28 protein-coding genes and 1 pseudogene are annotated in these 18540 nt (G+C 61.3%); 28 read left to right on the top strand and 1 reads right to left on the bottom strand.

What is annotated here, in order from left to right:
* The first annotated feature begins 320 nt into the window (after positions 1 to 320).
* From rpsL to CXZ05_RS23490, 5 genes are all read left to right on the top strand, one after another.
* The gene (rpsL, locus tag CXZ05_RS16915) at positions 321 to 695 is read left to right on the top strand and encodes a 30S ribosomal protein S12 (protein ID WP_018773658.1); all 375 of its coding nucleotides are present in this window, start codon (positions 321 to 323) and stop codon (positions 693 to 695) included.
* A gap of 1 nt (position 696) precedes the next feature.
* Positions 697 to 1167, top strand: a complete 471-nt coding sequence (rpsG, locus tag CXZ05_RS16910; RefSeq protein ID WP_003803829.1) for a 30S ribosomal protein S7 — start codon at positions 697 to 699, stop codon at positions 1165 to 1167.
* A 69-nt stretch (positions 1168 to 1236) separates the two neighbouring features.
* A complete protein-coding gene (fusA, locus tag CXZ05_RS16905) occupies positions 1237 to 3351 on the top strand; it encodes an elongation factor G (RefSeq protein WP_102973691.1) in 2115 nt (704 codons plus the stop codon).
* A 255-nt stretch (positions 3352 to 3606) separates the two neighbouring features.
* Complete coding sequence (gene tuf, locus CXZ05_RS16900) at positions 3607 to 4797, top strand: elongation factor Tu (protein WP_102973690.1); 1191 nt, start codon at positions 3607 to 3609, stop codon at positions 4795 to 4797.
* Between the two features lie 162 nt (positions 4798 to 4959).
* Positions 4960 to 5085: a hypothetical protein gene (locus CXZ05_RS23490; RefSeq protein WP_258006624.1), complete on the top strand. Its 126-nt coding sequence runs from the start codon at positions 4960 to 4962 to the stop codon at positions 5083 to 5085.
* A 15-nt stretch (positions 5086 to 5100) separates the two neighbouring features.
* Here CXZ05_RS23490 and CXZ05_RS22875 read toward each other — a convergent pair.
* A pseudogene (locus CXZ05_RS22875) lies at positions 5101 to 5250 on the bottom strand (family 1 glycosylhydrolase); the annotation flags it as partial.
* Positions 5251 to 5566: 316 nt separating this feature from the next.
* On the opposite strand from CXZ05_RS22875, the gene rpsJ reads away from it, so the two are divergent.
* The 23 genes from rpsJ (at position 5567) to map (ending at position 18508) form a co-directional block, all read left to right on the top strand.
* Positions 5567 to 5875 carry a 30S ribosomal protein S10 gene (gene rpsJ / locus CXZ05_RS16895; RefSeq protein WP_003803825.1) on the top strand — a complete coding sequence of 103 codons (309 nt, stop codon included), beginning with the start codon at positions 5567 to 5569 and terminating at the stop codon, positions 5873 to 5875.
* Positions 5876 to 5892: 17 nt separating this feature from the next.
* Positions 5893 to 6543 (top strand): 50S ribosomal protein L3, encoded by a 651-nt coding sequence (gene rplC / locus CXZ05_RS16890; RefSeq protein WP_102973689.1) that lies wholly within the window; start codon positions 5893 to 5895, stop codon positions 6541 to 6543.
* Between the two features lie 4 nt (positions 6544 to 6547).
* The gene (gene rplD / locus CXZ05_RS16885) at positions 6548 to 7168 is read left to right on the top strand and encodes a 50S ribosomal protein L4 (RefSeq protein WP_056626641.1); all 621 of its coding nucleotides are present in this window, start codon (positions 6548 to 6550) and stop codon (positions 7166 to 7168) included.
* Positions 7165 to 7470: a 50S ribosomal protein L23 gene (rplW, locus tag CXZ05_RS16880; protein WP_011692807.1), complete on the top strand. Its 306-nt coding sequence runs from the start codon at positions 7165 to 7167 to the stop codon at positions 7468 to 7470. Before rplD ends, rplW begins: the two co-directional genes overlap by 4 nt.
* A gap of 29 nt (positions 7471 to 7499) precedes the next feature.
* Positions 7500 to 8339, top strand: coding sequence for a 50S ribosomal protein L2 (gene rplB, locus CXZ05_RS16875; protein ID WP_003803804.1), 840 nt, complete (start codon positions 7500 to 7502; stop codon positions 8337 to 8339).
* 12 nt (positions 8340 to 8351) lie between these two features.
* Positions 8352 to 8633, top strand: a complete 282-nt coding sequence (rpsS, locus tag CXZ05_RS16870) for a 30S ribosomal protein S19 (protein WP_003803803.1) — start codon at positions 8352 to 8354, stop codon at positions 8631 to 8633.
* A gap of 38 nt (positions 8634 to 8671) precedes the next feature.
* Positions 8672 to 9037: a 50S ribosomal protein L22 gene (rplV, locus tag CXZ05_RS16865; protein ID WP_003803798.1), complete on the top strand. Its 366-nt coding sequence runs from the start codon at positions 8672 to 8674 to the stop codon at positions 9035 to 9037.
* A complete protein-coding gene (rpsC, locus tag CXZ05_RS16860; RefSeq protein ID WP_003803796.1) occupies positions 9038 to 9874 on the top strand; it encodes a 30S ribosomal protein S3 in 837 nt (278 codons plus the stop codon). It begins immediately after the preceding gene.
* On the top strand, positions 9875 to 10291 hold the full coding sequence (gene rplP / locus CXZ05_RS16855) for a 50S ribosomal protein L16 (RefSeq protein WP_102973688.1): 417 nt from the start codon (positions 9875 to 9877) through the stop codon (positions 10289 to 10291). It begins immediately after the preceding gene.
* Positions 10292 to 10293: 2 nt separating this feature from the next.
* Complete coding sequence (gene rpmC, locus CXZ05_RS23600; RefSeq protein ID WP_003803792.1) at positions 10294 to 10623, top strand: 50S ribosomal protein L29; 330 nt, start codon at positions 10294 to 10296, stop codon at positions 10621 to 10623.
* Complete coding sequence (gene rpsQ, locus CXZ05_RS16845) at positions 10620 to 10925, top strand: 30S ribosomal protein S17 (RefSeq protein WP_076801234.1); 306 nt, start codon at positions 10620 to 10622, stop codon at positions 10923 to 10925. The genes rpmC and rpsQ overlap by 4 nt, the downstream gene beginning before the upstream one ends.
* A 406-nt stretch (positions 10926 to 11331) precedes the next feature.
* Positions 11332 to 11700, top strand: coding sequence for a 50S ribosomal protein L14 (rplN, locus tag CXZ05_RS16840; RefSeq protein WP_003803789.1), 369 nt, complete (start codon positions 11332 to 11334; stop codon positions 11698 to 11700).
* A 3-nt stretch (positions 11701 to 11703) separates the two neighbouring features.
* A complete protein-coding gene (gene rplX / locus CXZ05_RS16835) occupies positions 11704 to 12063 on the top strand; it encodes a 50S ribosomal protein L24 (RefSeq protein ID WP_102973687.1) in 360 nt (119 codons plus the stop codon).
* Positions 12063 to 12644, top strand: a complete 582-nt coding sequence (rplE, locus tag CXZ05_RS16830) for a 50S ribosomal protein L5 (protein WP_003803769.1) — start codon at positions 12063 to 12065, stop codon at positions 12642 to 12644. The genes rplX and rplE overlap by 1 nt, the downstream gene beginning before the upstream one ends.
* An 82-nt stretch (positions 12645 to 12726) precedes the next feature.
* Positions 12727 to 13125 carry a 30S ribosomal protein S8 gene (gene rpsH / locus CXZ05_RS16825; RefSeq protein WP_015937843.1) on the top strand — a complete coding sequence of 133 codons (399 nt, stop codon included), beginning with the start codon at positions 12727 to 12729 and terminating at the stop codon, positions 13123 to 13125.
* An 18-nt stretch (positions 13126 to 13143) separates the two neighbouring features.
* The gene (rplF, locus tag CXZ05_RS16820; protein ID WP_102973686.1) at positions 13144 to 13680 is read left to right on the top strand and encodes a 50S ribosomal protein L6; all 537 of its coding nucleotides are present in this window, start codon (positions 13144 to 13146) and stop codon (positions 13678 to 13680) included.
* A 2-nt stretch (positions 13681 to 13682) separates the two neighbouring features.
* On the top strand, positions 13683 to 14066 hold the full coding sequence (gene rplR / locus CXZ05_RS16815) for a 50S ribosomal protein L18 (RefSeq protein ID WP_003803763.1): 384 nt from the start codon (positions 13683 to 13685) through the stop codon (positions 14064 to 14066).
* Complete coding sequence (gene rpsE / locus CXZ05_RS16810; protein WP_102973685.1) at positions 14063 to 14779, top strand: 30S ribosomal protein S5; 717 nt, start codon at positions 14063 to 14065, stop codon at positions 14777 to 14779. Before rplR ends, rpsE begins: the two co-directional genes overlap by 4 nt.
* A gap of 3 nt (positions 14780 to 14782) precedes the next feature.
* A complete protein-coding gene (gene rpmD / locus CXZ05_RS16805; protein ID WP_102973684.1) occupies positions 14783 to 14989 on the top strand; it encodes a 50S ribosomal protein L30 in 207 nt (68 codons plus the stop codon).
* Positions 14989 to 15474 (top strand): 50S ribosomal protein L15, encoded by a 486-nt coding sequence (rplO, locus tag CXZ05_RS16800; RefSeq protein ID WP_102973683.1) that lies wholly within the window; start codon positions 14989 to 14991, stop codon positions 15472 to 15474. Before rpmD ends, rplO begins: the two co-directional genes overlap by 1 nt.
* Positions 15475 to 15670: 196 nt before the next feature.
* On the top strand, positions 15671 to 16981 hold the full coding sequence (gene secY / locus CXZ05_RS16795; RefSeq protein WP_102973682.1) for a preprotein translocase subunit SecY: 1311 nt from the start codon (positions 15671 to 15673) through the stop codon (positions 16979 to 16981).
* A 5-nt stretch (positions 16982 to 16986) separates the two neighbouring features.
* Positions 16987 to 17556, top strand: a complete 570-nt coding sequence (locus CXZ05_RS16790) for an adenylate kinase (protein ID WP_180987438.1) — start codon at positions 16987 to 16989, stop codon at positions 17554 to 17556.
* A 124-nt stretch (positions 17557 to 17680) separates the two neighbouring features.
* A complete protein-coding gene (map, locus tag CXZ05_RS16785) occupies positions 17681 to 18508 on the top strand; it encodes a type I methionyl aminopeptidase (protein WP_102973680.1) in 828 nt (275 codons plus the stop codon).
* Positions 18509 to 18540 lie beyond the last annotated feature (32 nt).

Below are 18540 nucleotides of genomic sequence, written 5' to 3'. Positions count from 1 at the left end.
CCCGCACTCAGTGAGTGCGGGGCCCTTCCCCGTTTGCGCCATACACCCGATTAAGGCTCCAGATCAAGCCATGCTAGACTTTGTGTAATTGTTCTGTGTGGCAGTGGATGAAGGCCGCCGCAGCATCATTTCGGTTTTGTTCTCATGATGCTGGGTGGAGCCTGTTTCCGGGTTGCGGGCTACGTGCGCAACGAATGCCGCACTTTTGCACGCCCACGGACCCTTTCGGATCCGAAGCCGCAGGGACAACGCCAAAGCTCTCACGCAACACAGGCTGTCGCCTGGCGCGGGGCAGAGATCAACCAACGGAGAACACGAAAGTGCCTACGATTAACCAGCTGGTCCGCAAGGGCCGCACGCCTAAGGTCAAAAAGACCAAGGCTCCCGCGCTGAACGGCAGCCCGATGCGCCGCGGTGTTTGCACCCGCGTTTACACCACCACCCCGAAGAAGCCGAACTCGGCTCTGCGTAAGGTTGCACGTGTGCGCCTCAACGGTGGTATCGAAGTTACCGCCTACATCCCCGGTGTTGGCCACAACCTCCAGGAGCACTCCATTGTGCTCGTTCGTGGTGGTCGTGTGAAGGACCTTCCCGGTGTCCGCTACAAGATCGTCCGTGGTGCCCTCGATACCCAGGGTGTGAAGAACCGTAAGCAGGCGCGCAGCCGCTACGGCGCAAAGATGGAGAAGAAGTAATATGCCTCGCAAGGGTCCGGCCCCGAAGCGGCCGCTCGTATCAGATCCCGTCTACGGCTCCCCGCTGGTCACCCAGCTGATCAACAAGGTGCTGGTTGACGGCAAGAAGTCCACCGCGGAGCGCATCGTTTACGGTGCCCTCGAAGGTGCCCGCGCGAAGTCCGGCGGCGACCCCGTTGCAGCCCTCAAGAAGGCGATGGACAACGTCAAGCCTTCCCTCGAGGTCCGCTCCCGCCGTGTCGGTGGCGCCACCTACCAGGTTCCGGTTGAGGTCAAGCCGGGCCGCTCCACCGCACTCGCCCTGCGTTGGCTGGTCGGCTACTCCAAGGCCCGCCGCGAAAAGACGATGACCGAGCGCCTCCAGAACGAAATCCTGGATGCCTCCAACGGTCTCGGTGCCGCTGTGAAGCGTCGCGAAGACACCCACAAGATGGCCGAGTCCAACAAGGCCTTCGCCCACTACCGCTGGTAAAACTTCCCGTACGCCGCCGGCTCAGACGAGCCGGCGGCGAACGCGTAGTCCATCCGAAAGGGAGACACCGTGGCACAGGACGTGCTTACAGACCTTAGTAAGGTCCGCAACATCGGCATCATGGCCCACATCGATGCCGGCAAGACCACCACCACCGAGCGCATCCTGTTCTACACAGGTGTGAACCACAAGATCGGCGAAACGCACGACGGCGCTTCGACCACTGACTGGATGGAACAGGAGAAGGAACGCGGCATCACCATCACGTCTGCCGCCGTGACCTGCTTCTGGGAAAACAACCAGATCAACATCATTGACACCCCCGGCCACGTGGACTTCACGGTTGAGGTTGAGCGCTCCCTGCGCGTCCTCGACGGTGCAGTTGCCGTCTTCGATGGCAAGGAAGGCGTTGAGCCGCAGTCTGAGACCGTTTGGCGCCAGGCTGACAAGTACAACGTTCCGCGTATCTGCTTCGTCAACAAGATGGACAAGCTGGGCGCTGACTTCTACTTCACTGTGGACACCATCATCAGCCGCCTCGGTGCCAAGCCGCTGGTCATGCAGCTGCCGATCGGTGCCGAGAACGACTTCATCGGCGTCGTCGACCTGCTGTACATGCGTTCGCTCGTATGGCCTGGCGATGCCAAGGGTGACGTCACCATGGGCGCCAAGTACGAAATCCGCGAGATCCCGGAAGACCTCAAGGCCAAGGCCGAGGAATACCGCGCAAACCTCGTGGAAGCCGTCGCAGAGTCCTCCGAAGAACTCATGGAGAAGTACCTCGAAGGTGAAGAAATCACCATCGATGAACTCAAGGCCGGCATCCGCAAGATGACGATCAACTCCGAGATCTACCCGGTGTTCTGCGGTTCCGCGTTCAAGAACCGTGGCGTTCAGCCGATGCTCGATGCTGTTGTCGACTACCTGCCGAACCCGCTCGACGTCCCGCCGATGATCGGTCACGATCCCCGCGACGAAGAGAAGGAACTGACCCGCAAGCCTTCCTCCGAAGAGCCGTTCTCCGCTCTGGCGTTCAAGATTGCTGCGCACCCGTTCTTCGGCCAGCTCACCTTCATCCGCGTGTACTCCGGTCACGTGGAAGCAGGCGCACAGGTGGTCAACTCCACCAAGGGCAAGAAGGAGCGCATCGGCAAGCTGTTCCAGATGCACGCCAACAAGGAAATGCCTGTTGAGGGCGCTACTGCCGGCCACATCTACGCAGCGATCGGTCTGAAGGACACCACCACGGGCGACACCCTGTGCGACTCCAGCAACCAGATCGTCCTCGAGTCCATGAGCTTCCCGGAGCCCGTGATCTCGGTTGCCATCGAGCCCAACACCAAGGGTGACCAGGAGAAGCTCTCCACGGCCATCCAGAAGCTCTCCGCTGAGGACCCGACCTTCCAGGTTTCCCTCAACGAAGACACCGGCCAGACCATCATCGCCGGCATGGGCGAGCTCCACCTGGACATCCTGGTGGACCGCATGCGTCGCGAGTTCAAGGTCGAGGCCAACGTTGGCAAGCCGCAGGTTGCTTACCGCGAAACCATCAAGCGTGCTGTTGAGCGTCACGACTACACGCACAAGAAGCAGACCGGTGGTTCCGGCCAGTTCGCAAAGATCCAGATTGCGATCGAGCCGATGGACACCTCCGAAGGCGAGCTGTACGAGTTCGAGAACAAGGTCACCGGTGGCCGCGTTCCGCGCGAGTACATCCCCTCGGTTGACGCCGGTATCCAGGATGCACTGAACGACGGCGTCCTGGCCGGTTACCCGGTTGTTGGCATCAAGGCCACGCTGATTGACGGCGCCTACCACGATGTTGACTCCTCGGAAATGGCGTTCAAGATCGCCGGCCGTATGGCTTTCAAGGAAGCTGCACGCAAGGCGAACCCTGTTCTGCTCGAACCGCTGATGGATGTCGAGGTCCGCACCCCTGAGGAATACATGGGTGAAGTTATCGGTGACCTCAACTCCCGCCGTGGCCAGATGCAGTCCATGGAGGATGCCCAGGGCGTCAAGGTTGTCCGCGCGCACGTACCGCTGTCCGGCATGTTCGGCTACATCGGTGACCTGCGTTCAAAGACCCAGGGCCGTGCTGTGTACTCCATGACGTTCAACAGCTACGCCGAGGTCCCGAAGGCAGTTGCCGACGAGATCATCCAGAAGTCCCGCGGCGAGTAGTCCTTAGGACTGTCCACGCGACAAGCTGCGAAAAACCGGGTGGGTTTCCCCTGCGGAACACACCTAGTGCGGATGGCCGGAACACTGGTTCCGTCCTGGTTCCGGCCATCAGCACGAACAGGCTCTAGGCACTAGTATTAGTTCCTGAATCTGAAATTTCACCAATCCAAAGCCCCCAAGTAGACTTACTGGAGTTTCTGCCGCGATAAGCGCGGTCGAAGGTAAGCCATTTGAAAAACGTTCTAGGAGGAACCTGTGGCAAAGGCAAAGTTCGAGCGGACTAAGCCGCACGTTAACATCGGTACCATTGGTCACGTTGACCACGGTAAGACGACGTTGACGGCCGCCATTTCCAAGGTGCTGTACGACAAGTACCCGACTCTCAACGAGAAGCGTGACTTCGCGTCGATCGACTCTGCTCCCGAAGAGCGTCAGCGCGGCATTACCATCAACATCTCCCACGTTGAGTACCAGACCGAGAAGCGCCACTACGCACACGTAGACGCTCCGGGTCACGCTGACTACATCAAGAACATGATCACCGGTGCTGCTCAGATGGACGGCGCAATCCTCGTGGTTGCCGCTACTGACGGTCCGATGGCACAGACCCGCGAGCACGTTCTGCTCGCCCGCCAGGTTGGTGTTCCCTACCTGCTGGTCGCGCTGAACAAGGCAGACATGGTTGACGACGAGGAACTCCTCGACCTCGTCGAAATGGAAGTTCGTGAGCTCCTGAGCTCGCAGGGCTTCGATGGCGACGAAGCACCGGTTGTCCGCGTTTCCGGCCTGAAGGCTCTGGAAGGCGACCCGGAGTGGGTCAAGTCCGTTGAGGACCTGATGGCTGCTGTCGACGAGTCCGTTCCGGACCCCGTACGTGACCGTGACAAGCCGTTCCTGATGCCGATCGAAGATGTCTTCACCATCACCGGTCGCGGCACCGTTGTGACGGGCCGCGCCGAGCGCGGTACCCTCGCCATCAACTCTGAGGTCGAGATCGTCGGCATCCGTCCGGTCCAGAAGACCACGGTTACCGGTATCGAGATGTTCCACAAGCAGCTCGACGAAGCATGGGCCGGCGAGAACTGTGGCCTGCTGCTCCGCGGTCTGAAGCGCGACGACGTCGAGCGTGGCCAGGTTGTCGTCAAGCCGGGTTCCATCACCCCGCACACCGACTTCGAGGCCAACGTCTACATCCTCTCCAAGGACGAAGGCGGACGTCACAACCCGTTCTACTCGAACTACCGCCCGCAGTTCTACTTCCGTACCACGGACGTAACCGGCGTCATCACCCTGCCGGAAGGCACGGAAATGGTTATGCCCGGCGACAACACTGAGATGACCGTTGCGCTCATCCAGCCGATCGCTATGGAAGAGGGCCTCGGCTTCGCTATCCGCGAAGGCGGCCGCACCGTTGGTTCGGGACGTGTCACCAAGATCAACAAGTAACTCTTGCTGATTGCGGATCGAAGGGCCGGCTAACGGCCTGACGTGATGTTCGAAAACAGCCCCGCTGCTACTCGCAGCGGGGCTGTTTTTGTATCCGCAGTTCCCTCCACTGGGCAGCGGGGCAGCCTGATAGGGTTAGTGCTCGCGAGAGAGAGGAACATCATGGGTTGGCTTATTTTCCTGCTGGTGGTTGCCGCCGTAGTGGTGGGCGTTGTTTGGGCGAAGAAGCACTTCCGCCACGAAATTGAACGCGCCAAGCGGATCAACAGGTCCAACAAGAACCAGTAGCCGCGCCGCGCGCACAAGGGGAGTGTCCCGGTGGTAGAGCGTGGCCATGGGGGAGATTCCCGCGGCCAGCAGCAGGTCCACGAGCCTGCCGTAAAGTCCAGTCCCCGCGGGTTGGCTGATGTGGCCGGAATCGGCGTCCCAGCCTGACGACCCGGGGCCGATTCGCTTCCTCGGACAAATTCCGGCATACTAGATGAGTTGTTCAAGTGCTTCTTCGCGTCCCGATCCGGATAATGCCGGGTGTCAGGGTCCAGGCTGAAGCCCAAACATAACCCACCCCCCAAGGAAATGCGGGCTCGTGCGTTTTGCAAAGCGCGACACGCCCGACCGCGGGGGTCGGTTACGTCGGCAGGTTGAGGAACCCGGATTCATCCGGATTCAGCTTGTGCGGCGGGTGGTAGTTACGACTTCAAATGCTTCGGCAGCCACATGCAACACGCAAGTAAACAGAGCAGCACTTACTGAAAGAGAGTCAGGCGACATGGCGGGACAAAAAATCCGCATCCGGCTGAAGTCATACGACCACGAGGTCATTGACGTTTCAGCACGGAAGATCGTTGAGACGGTCACGCGCGCAGGCGCAACGGTAGTCGGCCCCGTGCCGCTGCCCACGGAGAAGAACGTGTACTGCGTTATCCGCTCTCCCCACAAGTACAAGGACAGCCGCGAGCACTTTGAAATGCGCACGCACAAGCGTCTGATCGACATTATCGACCCCACGCCCAAGGCTGTTGACTCGCTCATGCGTCTCGACCTGCCGGCCGACGTGAACATCGAAATCAAGCTGTAGGGAGGTGCTGAGAGACTATGACCGCAACCCGTAACGTAAAGGGCCTGCTGGGCACGAAGCTCGGCATGACCCAGGTCTGGGACGAGAACAACAAGCTCATCCCCGTCACTGTTGTCCAGGCTGACTCGAACGTCATCACCCAGCTGCGCAACGCAGAAGTTGATGGCTACGTCGCCGTTCAGATCGGCTACGGCCAGATCGATCCCCGCAAGGTCACCAAGCCGCTGGCTGGTCACTTTGAAAAGGCAGGCGTCACGCCTCGCCGTCACGTCGTCGAACTCCGTACCGCAGATGCTGCTGAGTACGAGCTGGGCCAGGAGCTCTCTGTAGAGGTCTTCGAAGCCGGCCAGAAGATCGACGTCGTTGGCACCACCAAGGGTAAGGGCTTCGCCGGTGTTATGAAGCGTCACGGCTTCCACGGCGTTGGAGCTTCCCACGGTGCCCACAAGAACCACCGTAAGCCCGGTTCAATCGGTGGCGCATCCACCCCGAGCCGCGTCTTCAAGGGCATGAAAATGGCCGGCCGCATGGGCGCCGTTCGTCACACCACGCTGAACCTCACTGTTCACGCGGTTGACGTCGAGAAGTCGCTGCTCCTGATCAAGGGTGCCGTCCCCGGCGCCCGCGGCCAGGTCGTACTCGTACGCACCGCCGTGAAGGGAGCCTAGTTAAATGACTAGCACTGTCAAGGTTGACCTGCCTGCAGAGATCTTCGACGTTCAGACCAACGTGCCGCTGCTGCACCAGGTCGTCGTTGCACAGCTCGCTGCTGCTCGCCAGGGTACCCACAAGACCAAGACCCGCGCCGAAGTTTCCGGTGCAGGCCGCAAGCCGTTCAAGCAGAAGGGTACCGGCCGCGCCCGTCAGGGCTCGATCCGTGCTCCTCACATGACCGGTGGTGGCGTTGTCCACGGTCCCACCCCGCGTGACTACAGCCAGCGCACCCCCAAGAAGATGATTGCTGCTGCACTGCGCGGCGCACTGTCTGACCGCGCCCGTAACGGACGCATCCACGTTATTGCTGACCTGGTTGCCGGCGACAAGCCGTCCTCCAAGGAAGCACTGGCAACGCTGCGCGGCGTCTCCGAGCGCAAGAACCTGCTCGTTGTCATTGAGCGCGCCAACGATGTTGCTGCACTGTCCGTGCGCAACCTCGAGGAAGTTCACGTTCTGTACGCAGACCAGCTGAACACCTACGACGTTCTCGTTTCTGACGACGTAGTCTTCACCAAGGCTGCCTACGAAGCATTCGTTGCTGACAAGGCTGCAAAGAACGAGGAGGATGCCAAGTGAGCGCAGCCACCATCAAAGACCCGCGCGACGTCGTGCTTGCACCCGTCGTCTCGGAAAAGAGCTACGGCCTGATCGACGAGGGCAAGTACACCTTCCTGGTGGACCCCCGCTCGAACAAGACCGAGATCAAGCTGGCCGTGGAGAAGATCTTCTCCGTCAAGGTCGAATCGATCAACACCATCAACCGTGCCGGTAAGCGCAAGCGCACCAAATTCGGATGGGGTACCCGCAAGAACACCAAGCGTGCCATTGTGACCCTCAAAGAAGGCACTATCGACATCTTCGGCGGTCCGCTCGCGTAGCGGAGACCACTTTAACGAGGAAATAAATTATGGGAATCCGTAAATACAAGCCGACTACGCCGGGCCGTCGCGGCTCGAGCGTAGCTGACTTCACCGAAATCACGCGGTCGACGCCGGAAAAGTCGTTGGTACGTCCGCTGCCCAAAAAGGGCGGCCGTAACAACACCGGTAAGATCACCACCCGTCACAAGGGTGGTGGACACAAGCGCCAGTACCGTCTGATCGACTTCCGTCGCCACGACAAGGACGGCGTCAACGCCCGCGTTGCCGAAATCGAGTACGATCCGAACCGCACGGCTCGCATCGCCCTCCTGCACTACGTTGATGGCACCAAGCGTTACATCATCGCCCCGAACAAGCTCTCCCAGGGCGACTTCGTGGAAGCCGGCGCCAACGCTGACATCAAGCCTGGCAACAACCTGCCCCTGCGCAACATCCCCGTGGGTACCGTTATCCACGCGGTTGAGCTGCGCCCGGGCGGCGGTGCCAAGATGGCCCGTTCCGCCGGTGCTTCTGTTCAGCTCGTCGCCAAGGAAGGCCGTTTCGCCCAGCTGCGTCTGCCCTCCGGCGAAATCCGCAACGTTGACGTGCGCTGCCGCGCCACGATCGGCGAGGTCGGCAACGCCGAGCAGTCGAACATCAACTGGGGCAAGGCCGGCCGTATGCGGTGGAAGGGCGTTCGCCCGACCGTCCGTGGTGTCGCCATGAACCCGGTTGACCACCCGCACGGTGGTGGTGAAGGTAAGACCTCCGGTGGTCGTCACCCGGTCAACCCGAACGGTAAGCCTGAAGGCCGTACCCGCCGCCCCAACAAAGAGAGCGACAAGCTTATTGTTCGTCGCCGTCGTACTGGCAAGAACAAGCGATAGGAGCCTGGACACATGCCACGCAGCCTGAAAAAAGGTCCTTTCGTTGACCAGCACCTCTTTGTGAAGGTCGCAAGGGAAAACGAAAAGGGCACCAAGAACGTCATCAAGACCTGGTCCCGCCGCTCGATGATCATCCCCGACATGCTCGGGCACACGATCGCCGTGCATGACGGACGCAAGCACATCCCGGTGTTTGTCACCGAGTCGATGGTCGGGCACAAGCTCGGCGAATTCGCTCCCACGCGGACATTCCGCGGCCATGTCAAGGACGACCGTAAGGGCAAGCGCCGCTAGGCGCCTGCACTTACGTCAAAGACGAGAGAAGGAAAGCAATGGAAGCCAAGGCAATTGCGCGCCACATCCGCGTAACGCCTATGAAGGCCCGGCGCGTCGTCAACCTTGTTCGTGGAAAGCAAGCGAACGAGGCTCTGGCAATTCTGAAGTTTGCCCCCCAGGCAGCTTCGGAGCCGGTATTCAAGGTAGTTCAGTCGGCAATCTCCAACGCCCGGGTCCTCGCGGACCGCGACGGTGTTGCGTTCGACGAAGGTGACCTCATCATCAGCGAAGCGTTTGTTGATGAAGGCCCGACCATGAAGCGGTTCCAGCCGCGTGCTCAGGGTCGTGCATTTCAGATCAAGAAGCGCACCAGCCACATCACCGTGGTAGTCGCTACCCCGGAGAAAGAGGAGGCTCGCTAAGTGGGACAGAAAGTAAACCCGCACGGGTTCCGACTCGGCATCACCACCGATCACGTATCGCACTGGTTCGCTGACAGCACCAAGTCCGGCCAGCGGTACAAGGACTTCGTTCGCGAAGACATCCGTATCCGCCAGCTCATGTCCACCGGCATGGAGCGCGCCGGCATCGCCAAGGTCGAGATCGAGCGCACCCGCGACCGTGTCCGCGTGGACATCCACACGGCACGTCCGGGCATCGTCATCGGCCGCCGCGGCGCCGAGGCAGACCGCATCCGCGGCGAGCTCGAAAAGCTCACCGGCAAGCAGGTTCAGCTGAACATCCTCGAGGTCAAGAACCCCGAGATGGAAGCCCAGCTTGTTGCCCAGGGTGTTGCAGAGCAGCTGACTTCCCGCGTGGCATTCCGCCGTGCGATGAAGAAGGCCATGCAGTCCGCACAGCGTGCCGGTGCCAAGGGTATTCGTATCGCTTGCTCGGGCCGTCTGGGTGGCGCAGAAATGTCCCGCTCGGAGTTCTACCGTGAAGGCCGTGTGCCCCTGCACACCCTCCGCGCGAACATCGACTACGGCTTCTACGAAGCCAAGACCACCTTCGGCCGCATCGGCGTGAAGGTCTGGATCTACAAGGGCGACGTCACCTCCAAGGAACTGGCTCAGCAGGCAGCTGCTGCTCCGTCCCGTGGCCGCTCCGGCGACCGTCCGGGCCGCCCGGGTGGCGCTGACCGTGGTGACCGCCGTCGTCGTAACGACCGTCCGGCAGCCGACGCAGCACCTGCTGCTGCAGCTCCGGCAGCCGAGGCAGCAGCACCGGCACAGGCAGCAGAAGGAGGACAGGCTTAAATGCTTATCCCACGTCGAGTCAAGCACCGTAAGCAGCACCACCCGGGTCGTTCCGGCGCTGCCACGGGCGGTACCAAGGTCTCCTTCGGTGAGTACGGCATCCAGGCCCTGAGCCCGGCATACGTCACGAACCGTCAGATCGAATCTGCCCGTATCGCGATGACCCGCCACATCAAGCGTGGCGGTAAGGTCTGGATCAACATTTACCCGGACCGTCCGCTGACCAAGAAGCCTGCCGAAACCCGCATGGGTTCCGGTAAGGGTTCGCCGGAATGGTGGGTCGCCAACGTCAAGCCGGGCCGGGTTCTCTTTGAACTCTCCGGTGTCAGTGATGAGGTAGCTCGCGAGGCCCTGCGCCTGGCGATCCACAAGCTCCCGTTGAAGGCACGCATTGTGCGTCGCGAAGGTGGTGAATAGAAATGGCAGTTGGGTCAAAGGATCTTGCACCCGCACAGCTGGACGGTTTCGACAACGAGCGTCTCGTTGAAGAACTCCGCAAGTCCAAGGAAGAGCTGTTCAACCTGCGTTTCCAGTCCGCCACCGGACAGCTGGAGAACCACGGTCGTCTGCGCGCGGTAAAGAAGGACATCGCACGCATCTACACCGTTCTCCGTGAGCGCGAGCTGGGCATTCGTGCCGAGGTTGCCGCACCGGTTGTGGAAGCCAAGGAAGAAAAGAAGTCCAAGAAGTCTGCAGCTAAGAAGGCTGAAAAGCCTGCCGAGGCTGAGACCGAGGAGGACGCCAAGTGAGTGAAAAGGACGAGAACGTGACGGAAACTGCTACGGCAGCTACGGCTGAGCAGCGCGGTTACCGTAAGACGCGTCGCGGCTACGTGGTCTCTGACAAGATGGACAAGACCATCGTTGTTCAGGTTGAAGACCGCGTGAAGCACGCCCTGTACGGCAAGGTCATCCGCCGCACCTCCAAGGTCAAGGCACACGACGAGCAGAACACCGCCGGCATCGGCGACCTGGTTGTCATCGCCGAGACCCGCCCGCTGTCCGCCACCAAGAACTGGCGGCTCGTGGAGATCCTCGAGAAGGCTAAGTAACACCTGCAGCACGCCCCTGGCGGCTGTAACGGAAACCCCCGTTCCCTTTGGGAGCGGGGGTTTCCTCGTTAAGCGGGGGAGCCCGACGGCGGCTGGCGGGCTCGGTAGGGGAGTGGCCCGGCCCCTGCCGGTTGTGATATGGGGATGCCCGGGAAATGTGCTAGGATATTGAGTTTGTATGGCGCCTGTTGTGCGCCGGACAGCAAACCTCGTAAACAATTGTGCCACGGCATAGTGTTCCCCTGCGCCCCCACGGGCTGGGAAGCAACTGTTTGTGGCACGGGCGTTTAGGCCTGGTCTGGCAAAATCCAGTCAGGTCAAGAGACACCCCGATCAACCGTTCCGCAAGGCTCATTCCGTAGGAAGATTTTCGGTCTGAGAACCGGCGCGACGCAAGGAGTAAATAGTGATTCAGCAGGAGTCGCGACTCAAGGTCGCCGACAACACGGGTGCTAAGGAAATCCTTACCATTCGCGTTCTCGGTGGATCTGGCCGTCGCTACGCAGGCATTGGCGACGTAATCGTCGCAACCGTCAAGGATGCAATTCCGGGCGGCAACGTAAAGAAGGGCGACGTCGTCAAGGCTGTCATCGTCCGTACCAAGAAGGAACGCCGCCGTGCGGATGGTTCCTACATCAAGTTTGACGAGAACGCAGCCGTCATCCTGAAGAACGACGGTGACCCCCGCGGTACCCGTATCTTCGGACCGGTTGGTCGTGAACTCCGTGACAAGAAGTTCATGAAGATCGTTTCTCTGGCTCCGGAGGTGCTCTAGTCCATGGCTAAGATCAAGAAGGGTGACCTGGTTCAGGTCATCACTGGCGCCAAGGCTGAGCGCGGCGGCGACCGTGGCAAGCAGGGCAAGGTCCTGCGCGTGTTCCCGGAAACTAACCGCGTGCTGGTTGAGGGTATCAACCGCGTAACCAAGCACACCAAGGTCGGACAGTCGCAGCGCGGCACCAAGACCGGCGGCATCGAGGTTGTCGAGGCTTCCATCCACGTTTCCAACGTGGCTCTGGTTGACCCGTCCACCAAGAAGCCGACCCGCGTTGGTTTCCGCCTCGACACCGTAGAGAAGGACGGCGTCAAGAAGACCGTCCGCATCCGCGTGGCCAAGAGCTCCGGGAAGGACATCTAATGACTGAGACTCTCGAGACTCCGGCAACGAAGATCGTTCCTCGTCTGAAGACCAAGTACGCCGATTCCATCAAGAGCGCGCTTCTTGAGGAATTCAAGTACGAGAACGTGAACCAGGTTCCCCGTCTGGTCAAGGTTGTAGTGAACATGGGTGTTGGAGATGCCGCCAAGGACTCCAAGCTGATCGACGGCGCTGTCCGCGACCTCACCCTGATCACCGGCCAGAAGCCGCAGGTCACCAAGGCCCGCAAGTCGATCGCCCAGTTCAAGCTGCGCGAAGGCATGCCCATTGGTGCACACGCAACCCTGCGTGGCGACCGCATGTGGGAATTCGTGGACCGTCTGGTCACGCTGGCCCTGCCCCGTATCCGCGACTTCCGCGGCCTCAGCGGCAAGCAGTTTGATGGCAACGGCAACTACACCTTCGGTCTGACCGAACAGGTTATGTTCCACGAGATCGACCAGGACTCCATCGACCGCACCCGCGGTATGGACATCACGGTCGTGACCACCGCCAAGACCGACGACGAAGGCCGCGCGCTGCTCAAGGCGCTTGGTTTCCCGTTCAAAACCGAAGCTTAATTAACTACGTAAAAGGTCCGGCCACTTTGATCCCCCAGGGACAGAATGGCGGAAACCGTTACGAGGAAGGGCAAGTGCCCAAATGACTATGACAGATCCTGTCGCAGATATGCTTACGCGCCTGCGTAACGCAAACTCGGCATACCACGATTCCGTGTCTATGCCTTACAGCAAGCTCAAGGCTCGCGTTGCTGACATCCTGAAGGCCGAAGGTTTCATCGCCGGCTGGAAGGAAGAGGACGCAGAAGTTGGCAAGAAGCTGACCCTTGATCTCAAGTTCGGTCCGAACCGCGAGCGTTCAATCGCGGGTGTCCGTCGCATCTCCAAGCCGGGTCTCCGCGTTTACGCGAAGTCCACCAACCTGCCGCACGTGCTGGGTGGCCTGGGTATCGCAATTCTGTCCACCTCTTCCGGCCTCCTGACTGATAAGCAGGCCGGCAAGAAGGGCGTGGGCGGCGAAGTCCTCGCTTACGTCTGGTAACGGGAAAGGAAGAGAATAATGTCACGTATTGGACGTCTCCCCATCACCGTTCCTGCCGGCGTTGAGGTCAAGGTTGACGGCTCTGTCGTCAGCGTCAAGGGTTCCAAGGGCGAGCTGACCCACACTGTGGCCAGCCCGATCGAGGTTGCGCTGGAAGACAGCACCCTGACCGTCACCCGCCCGAACGACGAGCGCGCCTCCCGTTCGCTCCACGGCCTGACCCGCACCCTGATCTCCAACATGATCCAGGGCGTCACCGCAGGCTACGAGAAGAAGCTTGAAATCGTCGGTACCGGTTACCGCGTTCAGGCCAAGGGATCTGACCTTGAGTTCGCTCTCGGCTACAGCCACCCGGTCAGCGTTACCGCTCCGGCCGGCATCACCTTTGCAGTAGAGGGACCGACCAAGCTCTCTGTCTCAGGCATCAATAAGCAGCAGGTCGGCGAGGTTGCTGCCAACATTCGCAAGCTGCGCAAGCCTGACCCGTACAAGGGCAAGGGCATCCGCTACGCGGGCGAAGTCATCCGCCGCAAGGTCGGAAAGGCTGGTAAGTAACCATGGCCATCGCCATTAACAAGAAGCGTACGAACAAGAGCAAGTCTGCTTCGCGCAGCCGCCGCCAGCTTCGTATCCGCAAGCGCATCTCCGGAACGGCTGTACGTCCTCGCCTGGTCGTCAACCGCTCCGCACGCCACGTATTTGTCCAGGTTGTCGACGACACCATTGGCCAGACCGTAGCAAGTGCGTCCACTCTGGAAGCTGACCTTCGTGCATTCGACGGTGACAAGACCGCCAAGGCCAAGCGCGTTGGCGAGCTCGTAGCCGAGCGTGCCAAGGCTGCCGGCGTCGAGGCTGTTGTCTTCGACCGTGGTGGTAACAAGTACCACGGCCGGATCGCCGCCGTCGCTGACGGTGCACGCGAAGGTGGGCTGTCACTGTGACCGAAGCAAACAAGGAAAAGGACACTGTGTCTGCAGAAGAAAAGGCCCCCGAAGCCGCAGCTGCTGAGACCACTGCCCCCGCTGCCGAGGACCGCCGTGGTGGCGCGCGTCGCGGCGAGCGTGGCGACCGTGGCCAGGGCCGCGGCGACCGCGGTGGCCGTGGCGGCCGCGATGGCGGACGTGAAGCCGAGAAGAACCAGTTCGTAGAGCGCGTTGTCACCATCAACCGCGTTTCCAAGGTCGTCAAGGGTGGTCGTCGCTTCAGCTTCACCGCACTCGTCGTCGTTGGTGACGGCAACGGTATGGTCGGCGTCGGCTACGGCAAGGCCAAGGAAGTTCCCGCTGCTATCGCCAAGGGCGTTGAAGAGGCCAAAAAGTCCTTCTTCCGCGTTCCCCGCGTTGGCAACACCATTCCTCACCGCGTTCAGGGTGAAGCCGCCGCTGGTGTCGTAATGCTGCGTCCGGCTTCCGCCGGTACCGGTGTTATCGCCGGTGGTCCGGTCCGTGCAGTACTGGAGTGCGTGGGCATCCACGACATCCTCTCCAAGTCGCTCGGTTCCTCCAACGCCATCAACATCGTTCACGCGACCGTTGATGCCCTGAAGCGCCTCGAAGAGCCGGCAGCTGTGGCAGCACGCCGCGGCCTGCCGCTCGACGAGATCGCTCCGCCGGCACTGGTGAAGGCTCTGATGAACCAGAAGGCAGGTGTCTAGGTTATGGCTAAGAACCTGACTCCCTCCGACGCTCAGTTGGAGATCACCCAGATCAAGGGCGTCATTGGCGCCAAGCAGAACCAGCGCGACACCCTTCGGTCGCTCGGCCTCAAGCGCATCGGACACACCGTTGTCCGCACCGCTGACGCCGTGACCGTCGGAATGCTCAACACGGTTCCGCACCTCGTGAATGTTGAGGAGGCGAAGTAATGGCAGAGAAGAACACCGCCGAGACCGCCGCTGCTGAGAAGCAGAGCGCTCTTAAGGTTCACCACCTGCGTCCCGCCCCGGGTTCCAAGACCGCCAAGACCCGTGTTGGTCGTGGTGAAGGTTCCAAGGGTAAGACCGCCGGTCGCGGTACCAAGGGTACGAAGGCCCGCTACCAGATCAAGGCTGGCTTTGCCGGCGGCCAGCTGCCGCTGCACATGCGCCTGCCGAAGCTGCGCGGCTTCAAGAACCCGTTCCGGGTTGAGTTCCAGGTTGTAAACCTGGACAAGCTCAACGAGCTGTTCCCGGAAGGTGGCGCAGTCACCGTGGAGAACCTGGTCGAGAAGGGTGCCGTTCGCAAGAACCAGCCCGTCAAGGTGCTTGGCACCGGCGACATCACCGTCAAGGTTGACGTCACCGTCCACGCATTCTCGGCCAGCGCCGCAGAAAAGATTGCAGCAGCCGGCGGCAGCACCACCGCGCTCTAAGGGATTCTGTCCCGGAGCCGGTGGGCAATAGCCCGCTGCGCAAACTCCCGGCACGGGGGCCGAGGCCCCTGTGCCGGGAGTTTTTTCATACCTATTGGGTCTTCCGGATTGTTCGCACGCCGCAAACACCGGTTAGACTCGGTTGTTGGGTTTATACATCTGCATCACGAGACTTATCAACTAATGAGGAGGACGCTTGCTAAGCGCATTCGGCCGGGCGTTTCGAACGCCTGATCTGCGACGCAAGTTGTTGTTCACGCTGGGAATCATCACAATCTTCCGCTTGGGAGCCTTTATCCCCTCGCCCGGTGTGAGCTACCAGAATGTCCAGCAATGCTTGTCGAACGGGCAGACCCAGGGCGGGATCTACCAGCTCGTCAATCTTTTCAGCGGCGGTGCATTGCTGCAGGTCTCCATTTTCGCCCTGGGCATCATGCCGTACATCACGGCGAGCATCATTGTGCAGCTGCTGCGCGTGGTCATCCCGCGGTTCCAGCAGCTTTACGAAGAGGGTGCCTCCGGGCAGTCCAAGCTGACGCAGTACACGCGGTACCTGACGATCGCCCTTGGCCTGCTGAATGCCACGACACTGGTGTCGCTGGCACGGTCAGGCCAGTTGCTGCCCGGCTGCAACTTGCCGATCATCCCGGACCAGAGCGTCATCACCACGATCCTCATCGTCATCACGCTGACGGCCGGCACCGGCCTCATCATGTGGATGGGTGAGCTCGTGACCGAGAAGGGCGTCGGCAACGGCATGTCGCTGCTGATCTTCACGGCCATCGCTGCCGGCTTCCCCACCTCGCTGGGCGCCATCTGGTCCGCGCAGGGCCCGGGCACGTTCTTCATTGTCATCGTCATCGGCCTGCTGACGGTTGCCCTGGTGGTCTTCGTGGAGCAGTCCCAGCGCCGCATCCCGGTGCAGTACGCCAAGCGGATGATCGGCCGCCGCACAGTGGGCGGCACCAGCACCTACATTCCCATCAAGGTGAACATGGCCGGCGTCATTCCCGTCATCTTCGCCTCCTCGATGCTCTACCTGCCGGCGTTGATCTCGCAGTTCAACCAGCCGAAGGCGGGGGAGTCCATCCAGCCGTGGGTTGAGTGGATCAACAACAACCTGACCCGCGGCGACCACCCCATCTACATGGTGATGTATTTCGCCATGATCGTTTTCTTTACCTACTTCTATGTGGCGATCACCTTCAACCCTGAAGAGGTCTCCGACAACATGAAGAAATACGGCGGCTTCATTCCGGGTATCCGTGCCGGCAAGCCGACCGCGGATTACCTGCAGTACGTCCTGTCGCGCATCACGCTGCCCGGCGCCATCTATCTTGGCTTCGTGGCACTGATTCCGCTGGTGGCGCTCGTGCTGATCAACGCGAACCAGAACTTCCCGTTCGGTGGCACCTCGATCCTGATCATGGTGGGCGTTGGCTTGGAAACCGTCAAGCAAATTGACGCGCAGCTACAGCAGCGTCACTACGAAGGGCTATTGCGATGACCAGAATGTTGATTATCGGACCACCGGGTTCGGGCAAGGGCACGCAGGCGGAACGCATCTCGGACCGCCTCGGCGTCGTTGCGATTTCCACCGGTGACATCTTCCGCGCCAACGTGAAGGGCGAGACTCCGCTCGGCGTTGAGGCCAAGAAGTACATGGACGCCGGGGACTTCGTTCCGGACAGCGTGACCAACAAGATGGTCCGCGACCGCCTCAGCGAAGGCGACGTCGAGAACGGCTTCCTGCTGGACGGCTACCCGCGCACCACCGCCCAGGTTGACTACCTGGACCAGATCCTGGCCGATGGCGACCAGAAGCTGGACGTCGTCCTGCAGCTCACCGCTGATGACGAGGAGCTCGTAGCCCGCCTGCTGGGCCGCGCGAAGGAAACCGGACGCAGTGACGACAACGAGGCCGTCATCCGCCACCGCCTGGACCTTTACCACGAGCAGACCGAAGCCGTCGTGGCCAAGTATGCCGAACGCGGTATCCTGACCCAGGTTGACGGCATCGGCCAGATCGACGAGGTCACCGACCGCGTCATGCAGGCCATCAAGGAAGCTCAGGCCGCCTGAAATTAGTTCCAACGCTGCGAGGCTCCTCCCGGACCATGGGGAGGGGCCTCCGGCTTTTAGCCCCGCCCTTCCGGCCGCATCCTGCGGCCGGAAGGGCGAGGCGCATTGAGAGGAAGCACCGCAGATGGCATTCGGCCAGCCACGGATTGAATACAAGACCAACGCCCAGATGCGCACCATGCACGAGGCCGGGCTCGTCCTGAGCCGCGCCCTCGACGCCGCCGTGGCCGCGGCAGCGCCCGGCGTCACCACCAAGCAGCTCGACGAGGTCTTCGCTGCCGTGCTGCTCGAGGCGGGCGCCAAGTCCAACTTCCTGGGCTACCACGGGTTCCCCGCCACTATCTGCACTTCCGTCAACGAGGAAGTGGTCCACGGCATCCCGGGCGACAAGGTTCTGCAGGACGGGGACATCATCTCCATCGACGGCGGCGCGATTGTCAACGGCTGGCACTCCGACTCGGCGCGGACTGTGATCGTGGGAACGCCCGACCCGGAGGACCAGCGCCTCTCCGACGTCACCGAGACCGCCATGTGGCACGGCATCGCCGCCCTGGCCAAGGGCAAGTTCGTGGGCGACATCGGCGCGGCGGTGGACGACTATGTTTCCTCGGTTCCGGGCAAGCCCCTGGGGATCCTCGAGGACTATGTGGGCCACGGCATCGGCTCCGAGATGCACATGGCACCCGACGTCCTGAATTACCGCACCAGCCACCGCGGTCCGAAGATCCGCCCCGGCCTCTGCCTGGCCATCGAACCGATGCTGGTCCGCGGCGGCATCGAGACGGCAGTGCTGGAGGACGACTGGACCGTGGTCACCACCGACGGAAAGCGCTCCTGCCAGTGGGAGCACTCCGTAGCCGTGCACGAGAAGGGCATCTGGGTGCTGTCCTCGCCCGACGGCGGCGCGGCCAGGCTCGTGCCCCTTGGCGTGGTGCCGGTCCCGATCCCCTAGGTTTCCCCACCTAACTCGCAGTTGGGTGGGGC

The sequence above is a fragment of the Arthrobacter sp. AFG20 genome (assembly GCF_002892795.1).
GTDB lineage: Bacteria > Actinomycetota > Actinomycetes > Actinomycetales > Micrococcaceae > Arthrobacter.
This window is presented reverse-complemented; position numbering and strand designations above follow the sequence as displayed.

Coding starts and splice junctions, on each gene's coding strand:
- rpsG (WP_003803829.1), top strand. CDS start 697: ATGCCTCGCAAGGGTCCGGCCCCGAAGCGGCCGCTCGTATCAGATCCC.
- CXZ05_RS23490 (WP_258006624.1), top strand. CDS start 4,960: ATGGGTTGGCTTATTTTCCTGCTGGTGGTTGCCGCCGTAGTGGTGGGC.
- rpsJ (WP_003803825.1), top strand. CDS start 5,567: ATGGCGGGACAAAAAATCCGCATCCGGCTGAAGTCATACGACCACGAG.
- rplC (WP_102973689.1), top strand. CDS start 5,893: ATGACCGCAACCCGTAACGTAAAGGGCCTGCTGGGCACGAAGCTCGGC.
- rplD (WP_056626641.1), top strand. CDS start 6,548: ATGACTAGCACTGTCAAGGTTGACCTGCCTGCAGAGATCTTCGACGTT.
- rplB (WP_003803804.1), top strand. CDS start 7,500: ATGGGAATCCGTAAATACAAGCCGACTACGCCGGGCCGTCGCGGCTCG.
- rpsS (WP_003803803.1), top strand. CDS start 8,352: ATGCCACGCAGCCTGAAAAAAGGTCCTTTCGTTGACCAGCACCTCTTT.
- rplV (WP_003803798.1), top strand. CDS start 8,672: ATGGAAGCCAAGGCAATTGCGCGCCACATCCGCGTAACGCCTATGAAG.
- rplP (WP_102973688.1), top strand. CDS start 9,875: ATGCTTATCCCACGTCGAGTCAAGCACCGTAAGCAGCACCACCCGGGT.
- rpmC (WP_003803792.1), top strand. CDS start 10,294: ATGGCAGTTGGGTCAAAGGATCTTGCACCCGCACAGCTGGACGGTTTC.
- rplX (WP_102973687.1), top strand. CDS start 11,704: ATGGCTAAGATCAAGAAGGGTGACCTGGTTCAGGTCATCACTGGCGCC.
- rplE (WP_003803769.1), top strand. CDS start 12,063: ATGACTGAGACTCTCGAGACTCCGGCAACGAAGATCGTTCCTCGTCTG.
- rpsH (WP_015937843.1), top strand. CDS start 12,727: ATGACTATGACAGATCCTGTCGCAGATATGCTTACGCGCCTGCGTAAC.
- rplF (WP_102973686.1), top strand. CDS start 13,144: ATGTCACGTATTGGACGTCTCCCCATCACCGTTCCTGCCGGCGTTGAG.
- rplR (WP_003803763.1), top strand. CDS start 13,683: ATGGCCATCGCCATTAACAAGAAGCGTACGAACAAGAGCAAGTCTGCT.
- rpmD (WP_102973684.1), top strand. CDS start 14,783: ATGGCTAAGAACCTGACTCCCTCCGACGCTCAGTTGGAGATCACCCAG.
- rplO (WP_102973683.1), top strand. CDS start 14,989: ATGGCAGAGAAGAACACCGCCGAGACCGCCGCTGCTGAGAAGCAGAGC.
- CXZ05_RS16790 (WP_180987438.1), top strand. CDS start 16,987: ATGTTGATTATCGGACCACCGGGTTCGGGCAAGGGCACGCAGGCGGAA.
- map (WP_102973680.1), top strand. CDS start 17,681: ATGGCATTCGGCCAGCCACGGATTGAATACAAGACCAACGCCCAGATG.